Origin of the sequence: Bradyrhizobium sp. DOA1 (assembly GCF_001593325.1) — a bacterium.
GTDB lineage: Bacteria > Pseudomonadota > Alphaproteobacteria > Rhizobiales > Xanthobacteraceae > Bradyrhizobium.
The window spans coordinates 6,626,841-6,645,759 of the sequence record NZ_JXJM01000001.1; the positions used below are offsets into that span (position 1 = coordinate 6,626,841).

Below are 18,919 nucleotides of genomic sequence, written 5' to 3' on the forward strand. Positions count from 1 at the left end.
TCGAATAGCCCTCACTGATCAGCCTCAGCACCTCGCGCTCGCGCTTGGTGAGCCGCTTCTGACCGGACAGGCCGAGCAGTTCGGCGCTGGGCACGCGCTGCGGCACGCGGGCAGCCCGCGCCTCAGTGTCGTCGGCCCCGGATGGGACCGGCAGGCTGCTGCCCTTGTGCGGCCCGGCAAGCTGCTTGACGAGGCCGCAGACGCGCTCGGTCTGCGCCAGCGCATTCTCCACCACGCGCTGCAAATAAGCGCGATCGCCGGTGACGGGCGCGAACTGATCGCTGTGATGCTTGATCTCGCCCATGTAGAGCAGCAGCGCCGTTAGGGGACCGTTGAGCTCGCGGGCGATGGCGGCGGCCATTTCGTCGGCAGCCTTGGCGCGGGCCGCATTCAAGCGGACGAAATCGAGCTCTTCGACTGGAGCAGTGCTGCTTTCGTACCATTCCGACGGCCGCGAATCGGCGGCCGTATCATTCTGTGACCCCATGTCACTCGTTTACCGGAACCAGGCCCGGTCTGTGGTTAACTTTTTGCTCCGTAAGACTACGGTGATTTCGGCAGTTTTAAGCTAAATGCACGGCATAGGCACAATTTGTGCTTGCGCGAAGCTACCGCCGGCCCCGCGGGGGTTGAGATTTCCGTTCAAATTCTGGGCCAACAGGCGCGACATTCGTTAACCGCCGCCGCCGCCCACGGCCGCCCCCCGGATTTTACGGATTAATTAACGGCGACTTGCTTCTCTAAGGGAGTTGAGAGCGCGCAAATGCCTCCACGCATGGGCCTTCTTGGCCTGCGGGAAACGCTGCGGAAGATTGCGTGCCATGGACGAGATCGATCGGCTGTCGGAATTCCTGCAGAGGCTGACGCCGCTGTCGCGCAGCTGTCTGCTCAGTGAACTGGAGCGGCTCGAGCTGTGCGGCATCGACATGCCGGGCTCGACCGACGTCCAGTCCCGCCTGCGCGCCGAGTTTCGCAAGGACGGATCGACCCAGGCCCGCGCCACCAGCCCGTCGCGCTATTTCTTCGCACCGCTCGAGCTGCTCCTGATCGACGGCGCGCCCGAGCATGCCAATTTGGGACGGATCTCGCGCAACACCCTCACCCCGATCTGGGAGTGGATCTGCCGCGACCTGCTGCCGACCATGGCGCGCGACTACGTCAAGGCGATCAACGACCAGGTCGCCGCCAACAACCCGAAGGAAGTGCAGAAGATCGCGTCGACTTTCCAGGTCAAGGTCGTCAAGGTCCTCGAGAACACCCTCGCCTCGCCGGAGAGCGCCGAGATCGCGCGCGGCAAGCTCGCGCAGTACACGGCATCGCGCAGCGCCTTCGACGATGTGAGGAAGATGCAGCAGGTGCTGCGCGCCGGCAACGCACTGCCGAAGTTCAACGAAAAACTGCCCGAGAAGATCGCCAAATTCGACGACGGCCAGGTCACCCAGATCACCGCGCAGCTCGATGCCTTCAAGAAAGCCCATCCCGAGGCGCTGCCTTTCGCGCTGGCGCTGGTGGCAAGGCGCCTGAAGACGCCCTGGCAACTGGTCCGCCTCGCCACCAAGGCCGCCGCGAGCAAGAGCGCCGCGGACGTCGCCGCCGCCCCCTATGCCTGTGTCGTTCCCATGGTGCTCGACCGGCTCGACGACAGGCGTCTCGCGCTCCGGGTCGCGCTCCGGCACAATCGCGTGCTGGTCGCGCGCGATCTGCTCGCCGAGATCTACGACACCGAATATGCGCTTAAAGTCAGCATCGACGGCATCGAGCAGTGCGAATGGGGCGTCCGCCTCCAGCAATTGATGGCCGCGATCCAGGCGCTGGTGTCCGCCGAGGTCAGCCGCTTCCCCGCCAATGTCGGCCACATTCTCGGATCGCGCCGGCTGCGCAGCCACGATACGCTCGGCGGCAAGCTGACCCAGCTCGCCTGGAAGGGACGCGACGCGATGCAGGACGGCGCAGCGGCGTTTCGCAAGTTGATCGGGCAGACCTGATAATCGCGCAGCCTCTCTTGCGCGACGCGTTGGCTTCAATGCGCGCGTGGCAGACACAGGAAGCGATCGAAAAATCGCCCCGACAGCACGAATCTCAACCACCAATACATCACTCGCCGCGTCGTCATCGCTGTAATCCTCGACAGCCCACCACCGGCTGTGTCGAGCAATAGCGCAGGCGCAGCAATGCACATGTGATGTGCTTCACATTCGTGCGCCCAACGACGCACGCCCTGTCGCAGAATTGTCGCGAGCGAAAGAGACATATGCGCGCGCCCTGAATGAGCGCTTTTGCTCTCACATCGTGCGGCCAAGCGGCAGTCCGCACCGCGCAACACCAGAAAAGCCGCCGGAAATTAATCCTCAACCGGCCTCGTCGTGGCAGCGAAGAGACACGCAATCGCACCGCTCGATGCGTGGCGTCGGCAAGCCGCGCACGCGTCGATCCCGCGCACGAAATTACGCATGCGCCGGCTGTCGTTGCGCATGCGGTGCCCGAGTATGCAAATTCTTTTCGAAGAATCTTCCGACAAATTAGCTCGAATTGCAGAGCTTAACGTTACTCAAATAATTCAACAACGACGTGAAGCTCTCCTTATTTGAACCCACGCTCCGCGTTTAAGAAACCGTCACGGAACGGGAGTGGTGTTGATGAACGATGGGATTGTTGAACTCGTCGGACGAAGGCCTGTGACCTTCGGACGACGAAAGGTGACGCCGCGCGCCTGCGTGGCCGACAGCAAGCGTCACTTGCGCGCTTTTCTCAGCGAGGTGCTCGAGGATCTTGGCTTCGTCACCAGCGAATGCGCCAGCGCGGACGAGCTGCAGAGCGTGCTGGCCACCGAATTGCCGGACCTGATCCTGCTCGGCGTCGCCACCGACGGCATCGAGCCGGGCAGATTCCTGGAGATATTGGTGCGCGAGGGCTTTGCCGGAAAAGTTCTCGCGGTCGGCGCCCGTGAATCGATCATCGTCAGGGCGGTGCGGCAGGTCGGCGAGGAATATGGCCTCGCGATGCTGCCGCCGCTGACCACGCCCTTTGCCGCGGAGACGCTGCGCGAACGTGTCGCGATGCTGCTGCCGGAGGAGCCGGCGCCGAGCCCGGCCGTGCATGTCGGCGAAGCCCTGCACGCCGGCTGGCTGGAGCTCTGGTACCAGCCGAAGATCGACGCGCGCACGCTGGTCCGCAGCGGCGCCGAGGCGCTGGTGCGCATGCGCCATCCGACGTGGGGCGTGGTGCCACCGGCCTATTTCATTCCCGAGGAGCACGATCCGCATCTGCGTGACCTCTCGGAGTTCGTGATCGACCGCGCCATACAGGACTGGCACTATCTGCTGGAGCAGCAGAGTCCGGTCGATCTCTCGATCAACCTGCCGGCGTCCTACCTGAAGGAGCCGCAGGCGGTGCGCGATCTCTGCCGCCGCGTGCCGACGCATCCGGCCTTCGGTGGGCTGACGGTTGAGATCGACAGCGAGGAGGCGATCGGCGAGCTCGATCTTCTGACCGAGGTCGCGCGCGAAGTCGGCCTGCACAATATCGGCCTGTCGATCGACAATCTCGGCGCCAACTGGCCGTCGCTGATGGGTCTGGACAAGATTCCCTTCGTCAAGCTGAAGGCGGACCGGCAGTTCGTCACGGGCAGCGGCGGTGACCGGCTGAAGCGCACGGTGTGCCGCCACATCGTCGAACTGGCGCAAGGATACGGCGCGCGGGCGGTCGCCCAGGGCGTCGAAAGCCGCGCCGATCTCGTTGCCGCGAACGAGCTCGGCTTCGATCTCGTGCAGGGCTTCCTGTTCGGCAAGCCGATGCCGCTGAAGAAGTTCGCACGGAGCACGCTGACACGGACCGTGATGGGGAGCGCGTGAGGGGCGGCCTCACGCGAACCGTCGCGCGGCGACCACGAGCGTGGTCACCGCGATCACCTTTGAGGCAAAGCTGGTGCTCCTAGCGACAGACCCAGACGCCGTTGACCAGCACCCGGGCGCAGGTCGGCGCCGCTACGGCCGCTCCTGCGGCTGCTGCACCGACGGCCGCTCCACCGACGACGGCACGGCGCGTCGTCCGGCGCGCCACGCCAGCGACGCTCGCTGGGGTCGCCGGTCGCCCGACGCGAGCCTCTGCGCTCTGAATCGACCATGAAAGACCATCCTCTGGCGACCACTGCACCGAGCTCGTCGCTGCGCAGAGAATAACAGCGCCGGCCAACCAAAGATGAGTTCCGTGTCGCATGACGTCCTCCTTCGCTCCAGTTCGTGAACAAGCCATTTCGCGTTTCGAATCTTGCCCGCGCCCGTTAGAGGTAGCGAGAGCGGGTCGACGATTAATGTTCATGACGCAACTCCCCGGCTACACTGATGTCGAGAGTTCAATCGGCCATGGACACTCCGCATGATGGGCTGACGTCTGTCAGACGAGCGACGATGCCGGTCACGCCCCATCAGTAAAAAGAGCAGAAGCTACCGGCCAAGCCGGTATGGTACCGTCACTGCGAAATAGGCGCGCGATGCGCCAAGGAGATAACTGTCTTCGTCCAATGGCACACCGCGCGCTGGAACAGACGTTGATCTAGATCAACACGGGTGGCCCGAGATGCCTGGTCAGGAATTGCGCCGCATCGGGCTCACGCAAATCGGCGCGCGAAGAACACGCAGACAACCACGAGCGCGGTCGCCGCGATCATGCTCCAGGCGACGGGCTCGTGCAGCAGGAAGCCGGCGAGCGCGAGACCGAAGAACGGCTGGAGCTGCTGCAACTGGCCGACACGCGCGATGCCGCCGATCGCAAGCCCGCGATACCAGAAGATGAAGCCGACGAACATGCTGAACACGGAGACATAGGCGAGCCCGATCCAGGCCGGCGCGCCGATGCCGCTCCAGGTCGGCGGCCAGCTCCAGGCCATAACCGGCACCGTCAGCGGCAGCGCGAGCAGCAGCGCCCAGGAGATCACCTGCCAACCGCCGAGCCGACGCGACAGCGCGGCGCCTTCGGCGTAACCGAGCCCGCACAGGATGATTGCGGCCACCATCAGGAAGTCGCCGGAGAGCGAGGCTGCGCCGCCGGCCGACAGGGCGAAGCCCGCCACCGTGGCGCTGCCGAGGACGGCGAAGAGCCAGAACAGGGGTTTCGGCCGCTCGCCGCCGCGCAGCACGGCAAAGATCGCGGTCGCCAGCGGCAACAGGCCGATGAAGACGATCGAACGGGCCGAGGTGATGTGCTGTAGCGCCAGCGCAGTCAGGAAGGGGAAGCCGACCACGACGCCCAGCGAGACGATGGTGAGCGAGGCGAGATCCCCGCGTTGCGGCCGCGCCTGACGGAGCAGGCCGAGGACGATGATGCCGATCAGCGCCGCAACGACCGCGCGCGCGGATGTCAGGAACAGCGCCGAAAAACCGCCGACCGCCACGCGCGTCGCCGGAAGCGAACCACTGAAGATGATGACGCCGAGAAGCCCGTTGCCCCAGCCGCTGGCCGCAGATTGCATGTCCGTCCCGTCATTGAGTGCTGATCCTCCTGCATCGGCGATGGCGGGACCAGCGACAATCCAGTACAATCCGAGGAAACTGTATGGGTATGGAAGGCAATACAGCTTGGACGGCGAGGCGCAAACGAAGGGACGGAGCGGAACGCGGACCGTTGACGTGATGAGCGCGATCCGCGCCAAGGTCGCCGGTCGCGCGCTCAATGCCGGCGACCGCCTGCCGTCGATCCGCAGCCTTGCGACGACGATGGGAGTTTCCCCGTCCACCATCGTCGAAGCCTATGACCGCCTGGCCGCGGAAGGGCTGATCCGCGCCCGCCGCGGCTCGGGCTTCTATGTCGCGCCGACGATCATGCCGCCGCTTGCGCTGGCCGAGGTCGAGCCGCGCCGCGACCGGGCGGTCGACCCGTTCTGGGTCTCGCGTCAGTCGCTCGATGTCGATGCGGCCGTGCCGAAGCCCGGCTGCGGCTGGCTGCCGCCGGAGTGGATGCCGGAAGCAGCGCTGCGACGCGCCATCCGCGCGCTGGCCCGCACCGACGTGGGCGTGCTCACCAATTACGGCAGCACGCGCGGCGCGATGGCGCTACGCCGGCTGCTGCTCGCGCGCCTCACCGAAGATGCAATCGAGGCGTCGGCCGACCAGTTGATGCTGACGGGGTCGGGCACGCAGGCGACCGATTTGATCTGCCGCTTCTTGCTCCGTCCCGGCGACACGGTGCTGGTCGACGACCCCTGCTACTTCAATTTCCGTGCGCTGCTGCGGGCGCATCAGGCCAGGATCGTCAGCGTGCCCTACACGCCATCGGGCCCTGATGTCACCCGCTTCGAGCAGGTCCTGACGAGCGAGCGGCCGCGGCTCTACATCACCAATTCGGCCCTGCACAATCCGACCGGCGCGACGCTGTCGCTGCAGACCGCGCACCGGCTGCTGACCGCGGCCGCCGCGCATGATCTCACCATCATCGAGGACGACATTTTCGGCGACTTCGAGCCGGAGCGCTCGCCGCGTCTTGCCGCGCTGGATGGGCTCAACCGCGTGATCCGCACCGGCAGCTTCTCCAAGACGCTGTCGGCCTCGGTGCGCTGCGGCTACATCGCAGGGCGTGCCGACTGGATCGAGCATCTCGTCGATCTCCAGGTCGCCTCCAATTTCGGCGGCCCGAGCCCGGTCGCGACCGAGATCCTCACGAAAGTCCTGGCCGGTGGCAGCTATCGCAAGCACATGGACGAGCTCCGCCAAAAGCTCACGCGCACACGCCGCGACGTCGCGCGAAAGCTTCAGGCGCTGGGCGTCGAACCCTGGCTGATGCCGCGCGGCGGCTTCTTCCTGTGGTGCCGCCTTGCGGGCGGTCAGGATGCCACCGCCGTCGCGCGTGCTGCACTCGAAGAGGACGTCGTGCTGGCGCCGGGCAACGTCTTCAGCGTAGCGCAGGCGGCGCCGGACCTCATGCGGTTTAACGTGGCGCATATGAACGATGCGCGCGTCTGGGACGTGTTGCGGCGGGCGCTGAAAGCGAGCGCCTAATACAACGGCTCCTCATAGACGGGCTCACCGTCGAGCAGCAGGCGCTTGATGGCGGTGCGTCCCGAGGGCAGCACGGCGGCGACGATGCGCAGCTTCTGCTGGTTGCGGGCGTCTTCGAGCTTCTTGCCCTCGCCTTCGGGCACGAAATAGCTTTCGAGACCATATTTGATCGGCAGCTTGTCGCAGAAGCGGCGGCGGTCTTCGCCGCAGGACCCGCCGTAACTGCCGACGCGGCCGCGGATCAGTACCTGGGGCGCGGTGACGGCGACGGGCTCGGCGTGCACCGAGATGGCCTCGTAAAGGCCATTGGCATTAGGCGCGAGCTTGACGAAGACGATGGCGCGCGTCGGCGGGCTTTCCGGCGAGCACGCCGGCCGGCACTTGCGAGATGTCGTAACTGAGCACGACGTAATCGCCGCGCAGGAGATCGCGGGGATCGACCGGCTGCGTCTGCAGGGTGATCTCGGTGCCCCCGCGCAGGATCTGCATGCGGTCGGCGACCATCAGAACCAGCAGCGCGCATTGAACCAGGACCGCGACGGCGAACAGCACGGTTTTCGGAATCCGCTGCCAGAGCTTCGTGACGGATGCGGCGAGCCCGATCATCGCGCGACCCTCGGCAGCATGCGGTTGAGCGCGGTGGCGAAGGCGACGGCGGCGATCCCGGCCGCAGCAAGGAAGGCCGAGCGGTGCAGCAGCGAGCCCTTCACGGCCCAGGTGATGCCGGCGACCACGCCGGCGATGCCGAGCCAGCCGGCAATGATGCGCGGACGCACATCGTCGAGCATGCCTGACACGACGAGGCACAGCATGGCGCAGAGCAGCGCGGCATAGGCGAGCCAGGGCTCGCCGGCCTCGGCAGCCGGCCAGAGCGGCGCGGCGAGCAGCACGAGCCCGATCGCGCCTGCCGCAAGGACTTCACCGCCGCGCCTGGTGATCCCTGCGGATGCGAGCGCCAGCACCACGCCCGCGATCCCGCACAGGATCGCCCACAGCGATTGCGCCGGCACCGTCTTGGTGCGGATGCGGAGAATGTCGTCGGCGGTGGTCACCTCGAGGAAGGCAACGCCGGCCAGCGCAAGCGCGCCGTAGACCGACAGCACGCTGCCGAGACGGAGCGCGCGGGGCGACGGCGCGGAGGCGATGGCGAGCCCGGCACCGAACACCAGGGCCGCACCGTTCGCGAGCAGGAACGACGGCTCGGCGCCGTCGAACTCGAAGCGCAGCGAGGTCGCGATCCACCAGGGCAGCAGCGCCAGCGCGACGAGATGGGCCGCGACGCGCGAATTCCATGCGAAGGCCGTCGCGGCCGCGATGAGCCAGACCGCGATGAACGGCAGATGCAGCGCGTCCGGCGTGTCGGTGGTCCGCATGCAGGTCCAGATGCTGGCAGCCACGAGCCCGACCGCAAGCGCACCGCGCGAACCGGTCAGGAGCGCCCCGGCGAACGCGCCGATCGACCACAGCAGCATGCCGCCGGCGAAATCCTCGCCGAGATGATACATCTGCCCGACCAGCGCGATGCCCGCGCCGAAGACGACGGCGCCGATGCTGGCGCAGAGATCGGCGAGGACGTCGCGGCCCCTCGCCGCGAACCACGCGCCGAGACCGCCGGCAACGATCATTCCGGCGAGCAGGATCGCGAACCGCAGCAGCCGCGCGATCTCGGTCCAATGCGCGGCGACGAAGGCGAGGAAAGCGGCCGCGATCAACAGGCCGCCGACGATGGCAATGACGACGGCGATGTTGATGCCGGCGGAAAGCGGCGGCAGCGCACTGCGGATCGAGGCGGCTGCCGCGGGCGCGATCACGCCATCGGCCTCCCATCGCGCAAGATCGGCTTCGAGGCGCTGGCGGTAGGTCCTGTCGAACATTGTCTTGGAGTCACCTGGCGCCCGCCGGATGGCGGGACCTTGCTAGGTCGGATCGTCCGCGGCGTGGGTTCAAGAGGGGGGCTGGCGGCGGTTTTGCGGGCTTGGACAATATGAAGGACGAAAACAACCCCATGCACAGTAGACGAATCCAGCAATATCAATCACTTACGCGAGCGTCTCGTTGGGGTGGGTCGGGCACCATCCGAGCGAGCCAGATCGGGTGATGCTGCGCCTGGATCGGCCCCCCGGAAGCGCGGCGATCCGCCCTGAACAGCGCGGCCGCATCGCCATCATGTCAGCGCGCAGCCGGCGCTATTGCGCCGGCAAGGGAATGCGCCTGAGGATGTCGTCATAGGGCGCGAGGTCGAGATAGGCCGTCACCTCCGCCGCCCTGCCGTCCTGCATGCGCATGATCCACGCGTAACTGTTCACGTAAGGCTTGCCGTCGCGCGCCACGCCGCCGCCTTCCCAATGCGCGATGACGTGGTCGCCATCGGCAAAGATCCTCACGCTTGTCGGACGCACCGGCGTCGACAATCGGCTCGCGAACGGGCGCACCGCGCGCTCCACGAACACATCGCGGCCTCGGAATTCACCGGCGCTTGGGCCTGATCCCTCGATGCGCCAGACCGCATCGTCGTGCAGCAGGTCGTTGAAGAAGCTGGTTCCTCCCGCCGCCCAGCGATCGAACGCATCGGTGACGATCCGCTTGTTGTCGTCCTGCAGCGAATTGGCCTGTCCGCAGGGCGCTGCCGTCGTCAGGGTGGAGGCCGTGACGATGACCGCGTAGACGCACGATGCAAGTGCGCGGTTGAGCATATTTGCCATTGGTGTCTCCCTTTCTGGTGCAAAATGTCGTCTGCCCCGAAGTGATGCACGCACCGTCGGCGAGACATCGCCGACTTGTTGTTGCTCGATCTATTCGCGCCGACCGACGGTGGCGCCGCCGAAGATGAGCTGCTCGACCATCGGACGGCGCAGGAAGCGGCCCGGAAAGATCGGCTCCGGCGCGGTCGCCTGGTCGAGGCGCGCCATCTGCTCAGGCGAAAGTGAGATCGAGACGGCGCCGAAATTGTCTTCGGCCTGCTCCAGCGTGCGGGCGCCGATCACCGGCGCGGCGACCGCAGGATTTGCCAATGTCCAAGCAATGGCCACCTGCGAGGACGTCGCGCCGAGCTCGGCGGCGATGGTGCGCACCACGTCCGCCGCGTCCAGCGATCGCGCGTTGAGAAGGCCGGATGACGCGATGATCGAGGCGCGCGTCGTTCCGACGGCGCGCTCCTGGGAATCCCTGAGATCGGCGCGGGTGTACTTGCCGGTGAGCACGCCGCCGCCGAGAGGCGACCAGGGCAGCACGCCGAGGCCGAGCGCGGTTGCCAGTGGAATGAGCTCATGCTCAACGGTGCGCTCGACCAGATTATATTCGATCTGCAGGGCCACGAAGGGAGACCAGCCGCGCAGCTCGGCGAGAGTCTGCAGCTGGGAAATGCGCCAGGCCGGCGTGTTGCAGATGCCGACATACAAAACCTTCCCGCTGCGCACGAGATCGTCGAGGCCGCGCATCACCTCATCCGGCTGCGTCGTCGCGTCCCAGCCGTGGAGGTAGAGCAGGTCAATGCGGTCGGTGTCGAGCTGACGCAGGCTCTGCTCCACCGAACGCAGCATGTTGAGCCGGTGGTTGCCGCCCGAATTGGGATTGCCGGGATCGCGCGCCATGGTGAACTTGGTCGCGAGCACGAGGCGATCGCGCTTGTCGCGGGCGAACTGGCCGACGAGGCGCTCGGACGCGCCATTGGTGTAGTTCACCGCCGTGTCGATGAAATTGCCGCCGCGATCGACATAGAGATCGAAGATCCGCCGAGCCTCATCGGGATCGGCGCCCCATCCCCATTCGGTCCCGAAGGTCATCGTGCCCAGCGCGAGTGGCGATATGCGCAGGCCGGAGCGGCCAAGCAGGCGGTATTGATCAAGTGCTGTCATCATTGCCTCCATCGATGGCCGGGAGATAGCGCTCGGCGACAAATAAGAGAAGTTGGCCAATGATGACCGGGGTGGTAAATTCAACTAACCAATGACCACCGACTTGAACCTTGTCGCCGTTTTCATCGCGGTCGCGGATGCCAGGAGCTTTCGCGGCGCCGCCGATCGGCTGGGCGTGGCCCTGGTCCAGCGCACGACGCGCAGCGTCAGCCTCACCGAAGCCGGCCTGCGCCTGCACCAGCGCGTGGCACCGGCGGTCGCCGAGGTCGAACAGGCGATCAACGGCGCCCGGGACCGTGACGCGCAGCCGACCGGGCAGCTGCGCCTTGCGGTGTCGTCGATCGCCGAGCGATTCATCCGCGGCCCGCTGCTGGCCGATTTCACGCAGGCCCATCCCGGCGTGCAGGTCGACGTCACCGTGACCGACGAGGAATTCGACATCGTGGCCGAGGGCTACGACGCCGGTGTCCGGCTCGGCGAAGTCATCGAGCAGGACATGATCGCCGTGCCTGTTTCAGGCGATCAGCGTCAGCTCGTCGTCGCCGCTCCGGCCTATCTGCAGCGCTTCGGCACCCCGTCTCACCCGCGCGAGCTGCCGCAGCATTGCTGCATCGGCTGGCGACCGGCGCCGCACGTCGCGCCTTACCGTTGGGAATTTGCGGAAGCCGGGCGCGAGTTCGACGTCGCGGTGGAGCCGCGGATCACGACCAACGACATGTGGGTGATGGTGCGGACCGCCTGCGCCGGCGGCGGCCTGACATTCGGCATGGAAGAAACGTTCCGGCCCTATATCGAACGAGGCGAACTGGTGTCGGTGCTGGAGGACTATTGCCCGTATTTCAGCGGGTTTTTCCTGTATTTTCCGGACCGGCGGAATCTGCCGCCGAAGCTGCGGGTGTTGATTGATCACGTGCGGTATCGGCCTGGCGGAAAAAGTTAGCGGCTGGAGCAGTGTCTGACCGACGCTCTGCCGGGGACGCATCCCTGCATCGACGAATCCTTCTTTCGTACATCGATCTCTGGCCCCGAACTGCCGAACATGTTTTGGTGCGGCCATGCCTGAACCAACCCGAGAACAAGTCGAGCAACTGACGCGCGCGTTTGGACGTTTCACGCGGCGGTTCAAGGTGGCCGAGGCGGTGGCTGCGGCCGACAATGCGCTCAACGCGCTCGATGCCCAGACCCTGATGTTCATCGCCGAGCATCCCGGCTGCGGCATGGGCGATGTCGCGCGCTATCTCAGTGTCGCGATGACGACGATGTCGTCTGCCGTGGATCGGCTGGTGAAGAGAGACCTGGTCGAACGTCGCCGCCCCGAGGACAATCGCCGCGCGGTCGCCCTGAGCGCCAACGACAGGGGGCGCCAGGTGGTTGACGAGCAGATCGAGGGCTACCGGCAGGCTTGCCGGACCATGCTGCGGGCGCTGGAGACCTCCGAACAGGACGAACTGATCCGTCTGACTGAAAAGATTGCCGACAACGAAACTTGAATAGTACGAATTTCGTATTATCTTAGTGATGACTGCTCGAGCTCGAGGCAAGCTTGGCCCAGAGATGGAGGCGTCATGGCTATCGTCGTCAACGGCATCGCACATCCTCCACCCGACGACCCCAGGGTTTCCCTGCTGGATCTGCTCCGGGAGCGTCTCGGCCTGACCGGGACGAAGCTGGGCTGCAACCAGGGCGGCTGCGGCGCATGCACCGTCATCATCGACGGCGAGCGGGTGCTGTCGTGCCTGACGCTGGCGGTGCAGGCCGATGGCTGCGAGGTGCGCACCATCGAGGGCCTGGCCTCTGAAGATGGAGAGCTGCATCCGTTGCAGCATGCTTTCATCGCGCATGACGGCTTCCAGTGCGGGTATTGCACGCCGGGCCAGATCTGCTCGGCGATCGCCATGATCGAGGAATTGCGTCGCGGCGATCCCAGCTACGTCACGGCCGACCTCGCCGAAGGCCCGACGGGCGCACGGCGCCAGGAGATCCGCGAGCGCATGAGCGGCAATCTGTGCCGCTGCGGCGCGCACAACGGGATCATCGACGCGATCGAGACGCTGATGGACGGAGAAGCGGCATGAGAACCTTTGCCTATCAGCGCGTTGCCGACCAGGACGCGGCGCTGTCCGCCGCAGCCGCCGGACGCGCCCGTTACCTCGGTGGCGGCACCAATCTCGTCGATCTGATGCGACAGAACATCGAGGCGCCGCAGGCGCTGGTCGATGTCTCGCGCCTGCCGGCCGAGATCGTCGAAATGCCCGACGGTGGCCTCAGGATCGGCGCGGCGGTGCGCAACAGCGCGCTGGCTGCGCATCCCGCCGTGCGTGCGCGCTATCCGATGCTGTCGCGCGCGCTGTTGGCCGGAGCGTCCGCGCAGATCCGCAACATGGCGACCGTCGGGGGCAACATCCTCCAGCGCACGCGGTGCGCCTATTTCTACGATGCGGCGGGCTCGCGCTGTAACAAGCGCGAGCAGCATGCCGGCTGCGACGCCATCGGCGGCTTCAACCGCTATCACGCGATTCTCGGCGCATCGCCGCACTGTATCGCCACGCATCCTTCCGACATGTGCGTCGCGCTCGCGGCACTCGATGCGACGGTTCACCTCGCCGGCAATGGAGGGGCGCGCAGCGTGGCTCTGACCGATTTCCATCGCTTGCCGGGCGAGACGCCTGAGATCGAGACGGTGCTGCACCCCGGCGAGTTGATCACCGCGATCGAGCTCCCGCCAGGCCCGGCGGCCGCGCACTCGACCTATCGCAAGGTCCGCGATCGCTCCAGCTACGCATTCGCGCTGATATCGGTCGCAGCCGGTGTCGATGTCGTCGACGGCAAGATCCGGGATATCAGGATCGCGCTCGGCGGCGTGGCCGCCAAGCCATGGCGCGCGCGGCAGGCCGAGAAAATGCTGCTGGGCGAGGCGGCGACGCCGGATCGCTTTCGTGCAGCGGCCGATGCCGAACTGGCGGCGGCCAGCACGGTTGACGGCAATGCCTTCAAGGTCGAACTCGCGAAGCGGACCATCGTGGCCGTGCTCGCCCAACTGACCGGAGCGGACGCATGAGCAAGCTGCAGAATGCGATCGTCGGCGGCGTCCGCGCCGCGATGGGCTACGTTCCCGGCAGCTGGTTGCCGGGCGGCACGCCGGATCCGCTGATCGACAAGCGGGTCAACCTCGGGACGCAGCAGTCGCGCGTCGACGGCCCCGACAAAGTGAAGGGCGCGGCGCGCTTCGCGGCGGAAGTGCCCATGGACGGGCTGCTCTATGCGGCTTTCGTCCACTCCACGATTGCACGCGGGCGCATCGCCGAACTCGACGTCGCTGCCGCCGAGGCGGCGGAGGGCGTCGCGCTGGTCATGACTCACCGCAACGCCCCGAAAATGGCGCTGCCGCCGCCGATCGGCCTGACCAACCTGAAAGCGGCCGGCAACAACATCCTGCCGGTGATGCAGGACGCGGAGATCCGCTGGAACGGCCAGACGGTGGCGGTGGTGCTTGCGGAGACGCAGGAACAGGCGAACTTCGCCGCATCGCTGATCGTCGTCCGCTACGAGGCGGCTGCTGCGCGGACGGACTTCGAGGCCGGCAAGGCGGTTGCGCGTACGCCAGATTCCTTGATGATCGAGCGTAACCGGCTAAAGAAGGGCGATGCGGATAGCGCATTCAGGACGGCGGCCACCGTCGTCGACGCGGTCTATCGCACGCCCTGGCACAGTCACAGCCCCATGGAGCCTCATGCCGCGACCATCCGTTGGGACGGTGACCGGCTGAGCGTGCACGACGCCACGCAAATGTTGAACGGCACGGCCGGCTCGCTGGCGAAGGTGTTCGACATCAAGGAGACGCAGGTCTTCGTCAGTTCGCCGTTCGTCGGTGGCGGCTTTGGCGGCAAGGCACTATGGGATCATCAGATCCTCGGCGCCGCGGCGGCGAAACTCGCGCAGCGGCCGGTCCGGCTGGTGCTGTCGCGGGCCAGCATGCAGCGTCTTGTCGGCGGCCGTTCGCAGACCGAGCAACGCGTGGCGCTCGCGGCCGACCGCGACGGCACGCTACTGGCGCTTCTTCATCACGGCTATTCGGTCAAGCCCTTGCACAGCGTGACCGACGAGGCGTTCACGCTGACCAGCCGGTCGCTTTACGCGGCGCGAAGCTTCGACATCGTGCAGCACGCCATCGACCTCGATCTGCTCGCCAACACGTTCATGCGCGCGCCGGGCGAGGCGCCAGGGACGTTCGCGGTCGAGAGCGCGATGGACGAGCTGGCGCATGAACTCAAGATCGACCCCATCGAACTGCGGCGCCGCAACATCGGTCACGCCGATCCGGTCAGCGGCGCGCCGCATTCGCAGAGCGACCTGATGCTGGCCTACGACCTCGGTGCCAAACGCTTCGGCTGGGAGCGGCGTACGCCCACGCCGCGTTCGCGCCAGGAGGGCGAGTGGCTGGTCGGCATGGGATGCGCCTCAGGTTCGTTCCCCTACGTGCGGATGCCGGGCATGTCGGCCCGGATCACGATCGACGGCGATGGTCGCGCGACCGTGGCGAGTGCCGCGCACGAGATGGGCATGGGCACCGCAACCGTGCAGCGGCAGCACGCGGCCGATCGTCTCGGACTGCCACTCGACAGCGTCACCGTCCGGATCGGCGACACCAGCCTGCCGTTCGGCAGCTTTGCCGGCGGTTCGTCGCAAACGGCGTCGCTTGGCGCGGCGATCAATGCGGCGAGCACGAAGCTCGCCGGCGAACTGCTGCGCCTCGCCGGCAACGACACGCCGCTCGCCGGCCTGCGGGCGAACGAGATCGAGTTCGCCGACGCAGGCTTGCGCAAGATCGGCGATCCGTCGCGACATGAAAGCTTCGCGTCGATCCTCAAGCGTGCCGCGCGCAGCGACATCAGCGTCGTCGGCGAAAGCTCGGCGCCGCTCGAGGTGCTGAAATTCTCGATGCACAGCCGGTCCGCGATCTTCTGCGAATTGCGCGTCAGCGAGGTGACGGGGGAGGTGCGCGTCGACCGTCTCGTCGGCTCGTTCGATTGCGGTCGCATCCTCAACCCGAAGACGGCGGCCAGCCAGTTTCGCGGCGGCATGATCATGGGACTGGGCATGGCGCTTACTGAAGAAACCCTGCTCGATGAGCGCAGCGGGCGGATCATCAGTGCGTCCATCGCGGACTATCACATCCCGGCCCATCTCGACGTCCCCGACATCGACGTGGTGTGGACCGATATTCCCGATCCTCGTACGCCAATGGGCGCGCGCGGCATCGGCGAGATCGGGATTGCCGGCGTGGCTGCGGCGATCGCGAATGCCGCCTTCAACGCCACCGGCAAGCGCATCCGCGATCTGCCACTGACGCCGGACAAGCTGCTGTAGGCTTGAGCCGCGCAGGAGCTTTCCGGACCACCGGGAAGCACCATGCCGTTCGGACCGAAGGGCTCGCTGTTTTCGGCTGGTTTCGATTTTGATGGCGGAGAGGGAGGGATTCGAACCCCCGATAGGCTTGCACCTATGCCGCATTTCGAGTGCGGTGCATTCAACCACTCTGCCACCTCTCCTGAAGGCGCCATATAGGAGCAGGGCCCCTGTGGTTGGGGGCGTTAATAGGCGAGGATGGCGGGCCAGACAAGGCGCGAAAGGGGAAAATCCGCTGCCTCTTTCGCCGCCGTCCCGCCCCGCGAAAGGAACTGCCATGGAGCATCTGACGGTCACGGCCAATGGCGCCGATTTCCATCTGGTCCGCACCGGGCGCGGCAAACCGCTGCTTTTGCTGCATGGTTGGCCGGAATTCTGGCTGACCTGGGAGCCGGTGATGGCGCGGCTTTCGGACCGCTTCACCCTGATCGCGCCCGATCTGCGCGGCTTCGGCGACAGCGACAAGCCGGATGGGCCTTACGGGCCGGACGGCCACGCGGCGGATATGCTGGCGCTGATGGACCGGCTCGGCATCGACCGATTCGGCGTGGTCGGCCACGATGTCGGCGGCGCCGTGATGCAGCCTTTGGCCCGGCAGGCGCCCGGGCGGCTCACTGGGCTGTTCTTCTTCGATTTCGTCTATCCCGGGATCGGTGCACGGATGGCCGCACCCGACAGGCTCAACCATATCTGGTACCAGTCCTTCCACCAGATGGAGATGGCGCCTGCGCTGGTCGGTGCCAGCCGCGAGATCTGCCGGCTTTATATCGGCCATTTCCTGACAGGCTGGGCACACCGGAAGAACGCCTTCGACGATGTGCTCGACGCCTTCGCCGACAATTTCCTGAAAGAGGGCAATCTTTCCGGCGGCTTTGCGCATTATCGCGCCTCGCATGCCGGGCGCGTCGCGATGATGAAGGGTGAGGCGCCGCGTCTGCCGCCGATCGGCGTGCCGACCTGCGTGCGCTGGGCCGAGCACGATCCGCTGTTTCCCTATGCATGGACCGATCGGCTGTCCGAAACCTTCAGTGCGCTCGATCTCAAGATGTTTCCTGATGTCGGCCACTTCCCGCATCGGGAAGATCCGGATCGCGCGGCGGCGGAAATCGCGGCGTTCTTTCAGCGGGTGGGGTGGAGCTGAAGAACGGGGTGGGACCGCCAGACGCGGTAAACACTGGCGGTCCCGATGCCGCTCATTGAAATGCTGACCGTGAAGGGCGGCTTCGCCGGCCAGGTGAGGCGACGATTCGACCCTAGCGTGCGGCGGGCACGCCGCAACGCAATCCGGTCCTTAACCTAACCGGTCAAGGTTACTGCGCTCGCGCTCTACTTGCTGTCCTTGCCCTTTTTCTTCCCGTTCTCCGTGGAATCACGGTCCTTTCCATTTTCCTTGCGGCGGTTGGTGAAGCGGGCGTTGCCGAGGCCGGTGCCGATGGTGAGCACGCCCCAGCGGTCGACGTCCTGCATGAACGGCACCTCGGAGAGACCCTGCACCACGCCGTCATTGTGCATCAGGATCGCGGTGTCGTGCTCGCCGATCTCGGGAATCCCCTCGAGCAGGCTCGCCGGCAGGTTGAACTTGCTGCTCTCCCAATTGCCGGGAAGATTCTGCGCGCCCTTCTCGATCGATCCGTCCGGATTGATCACGCCGGGGCAGGCGATGCCGATGAAGGGGGCGAGCTTGAACCCTTCATTCTCGGCTTCCGTGATCAGCCCCTTCAGCATCTTGGTCAGCCGCTTGACCGCGCCCTCGCGCGTCGGCTCGTCGTCGGCATGACGCCACAGCTCGGAATGCACAACCTTGGCCTTCGACAGATCCTTGGCCTTCTTCCAGCTGGTTTCCACCAGGCCGCAGCGGATGTTGGTGCCGCCGATGTCGACGGCGAGGATGCTGTCATGGGCCTCGAAGATCCAGGACGGCGCCAGATGCAGCGCGCCGATCAGGCCGGCTTCGTCGGGGTGATGGCGGATCGGGAGCATGTCGATCTTGAAGTCCTCGGATTTCAGGATGATCTCGGTGCGCGCGATCGCGAGCTCGCCGAGCCGGGAATCGCGAAAGCCGCCGCCGACGACGATGCGCTCGGTCTTGGCCCAGGCCTTGGTCTTGAGGAAGCGACGCGTGACGTAAGCGAGCTCCTGGGCGAAATCCTCGATCGCGCTGTGCACCACCGCCGAGGCCTCGACGTCATCGCCAATGAGAATGTCGTCCAGCGTCTTCTTGCTGATGTTCTCGGAGGGTTCCTTGCCGAACGGGTCCTCCCCCGTTTTGCGCAGTGGCTTGCGCCAGCGGTCCAGGATTTCGCGGAAGGCGCCCTTGCTGGCGCGGTCGCCCAGGAAGCCGTCCTCGTCCTTGATCTCGATGTTGAAGCTGTCGACATCCACCGACGGCAGCCGTTCGGCGCCGTGCTGAGCAATGCCCGTCGTTGACTTGACCAGTTCGTCCGTTGCCATGAGAGCCCTGCCCGCTTGAGTGTTCCGGCCGGGACAACTGCGGGGGAACCCGTTTGTTGCATGGCCGGTCGAGATTCGGCTGCGCGCTTTCAGCACGGCCAAATCCTTCGAATTCCGGGCCTTTTCGGCGGTTTTCCTTGACTTGGCGCGATCGGCGGCTATAAGTCCCAGAGCCGGCGCGGGGCGTTTCTCGCGCCGCTTGTTTTTGCGTGGGTTTTC

15 protein-coding genes, 1 tRNA gene and 1 pseudogene are annotated in these 18,919 nt (G+C 66.0%); 9 read left to right on the forward strand and 8 right to left on the reverse strand.

Going from position 1 to position 18,919, the window contains the following annotated elements:
* Positions 1-487, reverse strand: a 487-nt coding sequence (locus SE91_RS30645; protein WP_061850307.1) for a response regulator transcription factor, incomplete at its 3' end; no start/stop codon positions are given.
* 334 nt (positions 488-821) lie between these two features.
* On the opposite strand from SE91_RS30645, the gene SE91_RS30650 reads away from it, so the two are divergent.
* Positions 822-1,985 (forward strand): hypothetical protein, encoded by a 1,164-nt coding sequence (locus SE91_RS30650; protein WP_061850308.1) that lies wholly within the window; start codon positions 822-824, stop codon positions 1,983-1,985.
* A 651-nt stretch (positions 1,986-2,636) separates the two neighbouring features.
* The gene (locus SE91_RS30655; RefSeq protein ID WP_060734516.1) at positions 2,637-3,851 is read left to right on the forward strand and encodes an EAL domain-containing response regulator; all 1,215 of its coding nucleotides are present in this window, start codon (positions 2,637-2,639) and stop codon (positions 3,849-3,851) included.
* Between the two features lie 755 nt (positions 3,852-4,606).
* Here the strand turns inward: SE91_RS30655 and SE91_RS30665 are convergent.
* Positions 4,607-5,467, reverse strand: a complete 861-nt coding sequence (locus tag SE91_RS30665; RefSeq protein WP_061850309.1) for a DMT family transporter — start codon at positions 5,465-5,467, stop codon at positions 4,607-4,609.
* A 160-nt stretch (positions 5,468-5,627) separates the two neighbouring features.
* Between SE91_RS30665 and SE91_RS30670 the strand changes: the two genes are divergently transcribed.
* Entirely contained in the window at positions 5,628-6,989 is a 1,362-nt protein-coding gene (locus SE91_RS30670) for an aminotransferase-like domain-containing protein (RefSeq protein ID WP_502687183.1), read from the forward strand.
* On the opposite strand, the pseudogene SE91_RS30675 reads toward SE91_RS30670, so the two are convergent.
* The 4 genes and pseudogenes from SE91_RS30675 to SE91_RS30690 form a co-directional block, all read right to left on the reverse strand.
* Positions 6,986-7,595, reverse strand: a pseudogene (locus tag SE91_RS30675) (GDYXXLXY domain-containing protein). The gene SE91_RS30670 and the pseudogene SE91_RS30675 overlap by 4 nt on opposite strands.
* A complete protein-coding gene (locus SE91_RS30680; protein WP_061850311.1) occupies positions 7,592-8,863 on the reverse strand; it encodes a DUF2157 domain-containing protein in 1,272 nt (423 codons plus the stop codon). The pseudogene SE91_RS30675 and the gene SE91_RS30680 overlap by 4 nt, the downstream one beginning before the upstream one ends.
* A gap of 312 nt (positions 8,864-9,175) precedes the next feature.
* Positions 9,176-9,691, reverse strand: coding sequence for a nuclear transport factor 2 family protein (locus SE91_RS30685; RefSeq protein WP_061850312.1), 516 nt, complete (start codon positions 9,689-9,691; stop codon positions 9,176-9,178).
* A 90-nt stretch (positions 9,692-9,781) separates the two neighbouring features.
* Positions 9,782-10,843 carry an aldo/keto reductase gene (locus tag SE91_RS30690; protein WP_061851412.1) on the reverse strand — a complete coding sequence of 354 codons (1,062 nt, stop codon included), beginning with the start codon at positions 10,841-10,843 and terminating at the stop codon, positions 9,782-9,784.
* 91 nt (positions 10,844-10,934) lie between these two features.
* Between SE91_RS30690 and SE91_RS30695 the strand changes: the two genes are divergently transcribed.
* The 5 genes from SE91_RS30695 (at position 10,935) to SE91_RS30715 (ending at position 16,210) form a co-directional block, all read left to right on the forward strand.
* Entirely contained in the window at positions 10,935-11,783 is an 849-nt protein-coding gene (locus SE91_RS30695) for a LysR family transcriptional regulator (RefSeq protein ID WP_061850313.1), read from the forward strand.
* Between the two features lie 115 nt (positions 11,784-11,898).
* The gene (locus tag SE91_RS30700; RefSeq protein ID WP_061850314.1) at positions 11,899-12,333 is read left to right on the forward strand and encodes a MarR family winged helix-turn-helix transcriptional regulator; all 435 of its coding nucleotides are present in this window, start codon (positions 11,899-11,901) and stop codon (positions 12,331-12,333) included.
* 75 nt (positions 12,334-12,408) lie between these two features.
* The gene (locus SE91_RS30705; RefSeq protein ID WP_082813876.1) at positions 12,409-12,918 is read left to right on the forward strand and encodes a (2Fe-2S)-binding protein; all 510 of its coding nucleotides are present in this window, start codon (positions 12,409-12,411) and stop codon (positions 12,916-12,918) included.
* Positions 12,915-13,901, forward strand: a complete 987-nt coding sequence (locus tag SE91_RS30710) for an FAD binding domain-containing protein (protein WP_061850315.1) — start codon at positions 12,915-12,917, stop codon at positions 13,899-13,901. The genes SE91_RS30705 and SE91_RS30710 overlap by 4 nt, the downstream gene beginning before the upstream one ends.
* Positions 13,902-13,942: 41 nt before the next feature.
* Positions 13,943-16,210 (forward strand): xanthine dehydrogenase family protein molybdopterin-binding subunit, encoded by a 2,268-nt coding sequence (locus SE91_RS30715; protein WP_197489583.1) that lies wholly within the window; start codon positions 13,943-13,945, stop codon positions 16,208-16,210.
* A gap of 92 nt (positions 16,211-16,302) precedes the next feature.
* Here SE91_RS30715 and SE91_RS30720 read toward each other — a convergent pair.
* Positions 16,303-16,392 (reverse strand) — tRNA-Ser (locus SE91_RS30720).
* 134 nt (positions 16,393-16,526) lie between these two features.
* Here SE91_RS30720 and SE91_RS30725 point away from each other — a divergent pair.
* On the forward strand, positions 16,527-17,390 hold the full coding sequence (locus SE91_RS30725; protein WP_061850317.1) for an alpha/beta fold hydrolase: 864 nt from the start codon (positions 16,527-16,529) through the stop codon (positions 17,388-17,390).
* A gap of 185 nt (positions 17,391-17,575) precedes the next feature.
* Here SE91_RS30725 and SE91_RS30730 read toward each other — a convergent pair whose 3' ends face one another.
* On the reverse strand, positions 17,576-18,700 hold the full coding sequence (locus tag SE91_RS30730; protein WP_061850318.1) for an ROK family protein: 1,125 nt from the start codon (positions 18,698-18,700) through the stop codon (positions 17,576-17,578).
* Positions 18,701-18,919 lie beyond the last annotated feature (219 nt).